This is a genomic window from Novosphingobium sp. B-7, from assembly GCF_000410615.1.
GTDB lineage: Bacteria > Pseudomonadota > Alphaproteobacteria > Sphingomonadales > Sphingomonadaceae > Novosphingobium > Novosphingobium capsulatum.
On sequence record NZ_KE148330.1, the window covers coordinates 1 to 3,553 of the forward strand.

The 3,553-nt window shown below is 65.5% G+C and carries 4 protein-coding genes and 1 pseudogene; all 5 read left to right on the top strand.

The genetic code is table 11. The annotated features are described in order from the left end of the window. Positions 1-266, top strand: a pseudogene (locus H926_RS32465) (acetyl-CoA carboxylase biotin carboxylase subunit); the annotation flags it as partial. Beyond that, positions 169-1,212, top strand: coding sequence for a phosphate ABC transporter permease PstA (pstA, locus tag H926_RS0110650; protein WP_022676277.1), 1,044 nt, complete (start codon positions 169-171; stop codon positions 1,210-1,212). The pseudogene H926_RS32465 and the gene pstA, both read left to right, overlap by 98 nt. A gap of 1 nt (position 1,213) precedes the next feature. Continuing rightward, positions 1,214-2,044 (top strand): phosphate ABC transporter ATP-binding protein PstB, encoded by an 831-nt coding sequence (gene pstB, locus H926_RS0110655; RefSeq protein WP_022676278.1) that lies wholly within the window; start codon positions 1,214-1,216, stop codon positions 2,042-2,044. Positions 2,045-2,055: 11 nt separating this feature from the next. Then, positions 2,056-2,739 carry a phosphate signaling complex protein PhoU gene (phoU, locus tag H926_RS0110660; RefSeq protein ID WP_022676279.1) on the top strand — a complete coding sequence of 228 codons (684 nt, stop codon included), beginning with the start codon at positions 2,056-2,058 and terminating at the stop codon, positions 2,737-2,739. A gap of 99 nt (positions 2,740-2,838) precedes the next feature. Further along, positions 2,839-3,528, top strand: coding sequence for a phosphate regulon transcriptional regulator PhoB (gene phoB / locus H926_RS0110665; protein WP_022676280.1), 690 nt, complete (start codon positions 2,839-2,841; stop codon positions 3,526-3,528). Positions 3,529-3,553: the final 25 nt, after the last annotated feature.

Consider the following 3,553-nt stretch of genomic DNA (forward strand, 5'->3'; position numbering starts at 1 on the left):
GCGGCGGCAAGGGCATGCGCCGGGTGGACCGCGCGCAAGACCTCGATGCCGCGCTGGCCATGGCGCGGGCCGAAGCGCAGGCATCGTTTGGCAACCCTGCGGTCTATGTCGAACGGTTCGTGGCGCGCGGACGCCATGTCGAGGTGCAGATCCTGGGCGATGGCACGCATGCCATTCACCTGGGCACCCGCGAGCCTGGGCCAGCCCGATCCGGCCAGCGCGCTGGAACTGGCAGGCCTGCCGGCCATGGTCGATGCCGCCGCTGAAAAGGGCTTGGGCCAGGGCGGCGCGGCGCTGCTTGCCGATGGTGCCTGGCGCGATGTCGCCGCGCAGATTGCGGCCAAGCCGGCGCTGCTGGACGAGGCTAGCATGGCCGTCTCGCTGCCCGCCACCGACGAACTCGCCGCTGCCCAGCGTGGCGATGGCCCCGAGGCACTTCGCCCTGTCGCGCAGCGCCTGGTCCAGGATGGCAAGCTGGTGCGCGCATTCGACTGGGGCTTCCTTGCCCGTTCAGACGCTACCAGCCCGCAGTCCGTGGGCATCTGGGGCGCGCTCAAGGGTTCGATCATGACCATGCTGGTCACGATCGTGCTGGCTTTCCCGGTGGGCGTGCTCGCCGCGCTCTATCTGGAGGAATATGCCCCGCGCAACCGCTGGACTGACCTCATTGAAATCTCGATCAACAACCTGGCGGCCGTGCCCTCGATCATTTTCGGACTGCTGGGCCTCGCGGTATTCCTCGCGATCTTCCCGCACTATCGCTCGGCCCCGCTGATCGGCGGCATGACGCTGGCGCTGATGACCATGCCAGTGATCGTGATTTCCGGGCGCAATGCGATCAAGGCAGTCCCGCCCTCGATCCGCGATGCCGCGCTGGCCATGGGCGCCAGCCCGGTCCAGGTGGTGTTCCACCACGTGCTGCCGCTGGCGCTGCCCGGCATCCTCACCGGCACAATCATCGGCATGGCCCGCGCGCTGGGTGAAACCGCGCCGCTGCTGATGATCGGCATGCGCGCCTTCGTTGCCTCGCCACCGGGCGATCTCACCTCGCCGGCCACGGTGCTGCCGGTGCAGATCTTCCTGTGGTCCGACGAAATCGACCGTGGCTTCATCGAGCGCACCAGCGCCGCGATCGTCGTCCTGCTGGTCTTCCTTCTGCTCATGAACGGTCTTGCCATCTACTTGCGCAACCGCTTCGAGAAACGGTGGTAACATGAACGCCCCCCTTCCCCTGAACGACGCCCCTGCCGAAGCCGCGGCGCAGATCTCTACCTTGCCCGACGATGGCCCGGCCAAGATCAGCGCGCGCAACGTGTCGGTGTTCTATGGCGCCAAGCGCGCGATCGACGATGTCTCGATCGACGTGCCCAACGACTATGTCACCGCGTTCATCGGCCCCTCGGGTTGTGGCAAGTCCACGTTCCTGCGTTCGTTGAACCGCATGAACGACACGATCGCCAATGCCCGGGTCGAAGGCGAAATCCTGATCGATGGGCAGGATATCTACCGCTCGGGCATGGACGTGGTGCAGCTGCGCGCGCGCGTTGGCATGGTCTTTCAAAAGCCCAACCCGTTTCCCAAGTCGATCTATGAAAACATCGCCTATGGCCCGCGCATCCACGGGCTGACGACCAGCAAGAGCGAGTTGGACGGCATCGTCGAAACCTCGCTCCAGCGCGCCGGCCTGTGGGACGAAGTCAAGGATCGGCTCACCGACAGCGGCACCGCGCTTTCGGGCGGCCAGCAACAGCGCCTGTGCATCGCCCGCGCCATTGCCGTCGATCCCGAAGTGATCCTGATGGACGAGCCGTGCTCCGCGCTCGATCCCATCGCCACCGCGCGGATCGAGGAACTGATCGACGAATTGCGTGGCCGCTATGCCATCGTGATCGTCACCCACTCCATGCAGCAGGCCGCCCGCGTCTCGCAGCGCACCGCGTTCTTCCATATGGGCAAGATCGTGGAATATGGCACGACCTCGGACATCTTCACCAATCCACGGGAAGAGCGCACCAAGGACTATATCACCGGGCGTTACGGGTAAGGATACGAGACGTGGCTGAACATACCGTCAAGGCATTCGACGAAGACATCACCCGCCTGCGCGGCCTGGTGGCGGAAATGGGCGGCCTGGCCGAACTTTCCATTACCGAGGCGATGGACGCCCTGGTCGGCGGTAACGAGGAACTGGCAACCAGCGTGATCGCGCGCGACAAGCGCATCGACCAGCTGGAAGGCGAGGTTGATCGCCTCGCCATCCGCGTGCTCGCCCTGCGCGCACCGATGGCCGACGACCTGCGCGAAGTAATCGCCGCGCTCAAGATCGCCGGCGTGATCGAACGGATTGGCGACTATGCCAAGAACATCGCCAAGCGCGTGGGCCACATCGAGGGGCGCAAGCGCTTCGAGCCGCTGACCCTGCTGCCGATCATGAACGAGCTGGCCAGCGACATGGTGCACGACGTGCTCACCGCCTATGCCGCGCGCGATGCCGTGGCCGCCGCCGAAATCGTGCGTCGCGACGCCAAGGTCGATGCGATCTATGACAGCGTGTTCCGCAATTTCGTGTCGTACATGGTGGAAAACCCGGCCACGATCAGCAGCGTGGCCCAGCTCATGTTCGTCGCCCGCAATATCGAGCGCATCGGCGACCAGGCGACCAATATTGCCGAAATCGTGCACTATGCCGCCACTGGCACCTACCTGCCCGAACGGGAAGACGTCATTCCGCCGGCGTGATCGCGGCGGGCGCATTATTCCCGCGCCGTTCGTCATGGCCACGTAACAATTGTCGTGCTTTCGCAAGGTTACGGTCAAGGTTCATCCCGGAGGTAATGCGTGTCTGCTCCCAAGCTGCTTCTCGTCGAAGACGACACCGCGCTGGCCGAACTCGTGGAATATCGCTTCCGCGGTGAAGGCTATGACGTGCGCAGCACCGACGATGGCGATGAAGCCCTGCTCCTGGCAGCCGAAGACACGCCCGATCTCGTGCTGCTCGATTGGATGATCGGTGGCACCAGCGGGATCGAGGTGTGCCGCCGCCTGCGCCGCAACAAGGCCACGGCCCATGTGCCGATCATCATGCTCACCGCGCGCAGCGACGAGGATGATCGCGTGCGCGGCCTGGAAACCGGCGCGGACGACTATGTCACCAAGCCGTTCTCGCCACGCGAACTCATCGCCCGCGTCGGCGCCGTGCTGCGCCGCGTGCGCCCGGCGCTGGCCGGCGAAACCATCACCGTGGGCGACATGAGCCTCGACCCCACTGCCCACCGCGTCACCCGGCGCGGCCAGACGATCAAGATCGGCCCCACCGAGTTCCGCCTGCTCAAGCATTTCATGGAACATCCCGGCCGCGTGTTTTCGCGCGGGCAATTGCTCGATGCGGTGTGGGGCAGCGGCAGCGACATCGAACTGCGCACGGTTGACGTGCACATCCGCCGCCTGCGCCAGGCGATCGCCCTGCCCGGCGCGGCTGACCCGGTGCGCACCGTGCGCTCCGCCGGCTACGCCCTGGAAGGCGTCTAACCATCCAGATCCTCCCCCACACCGT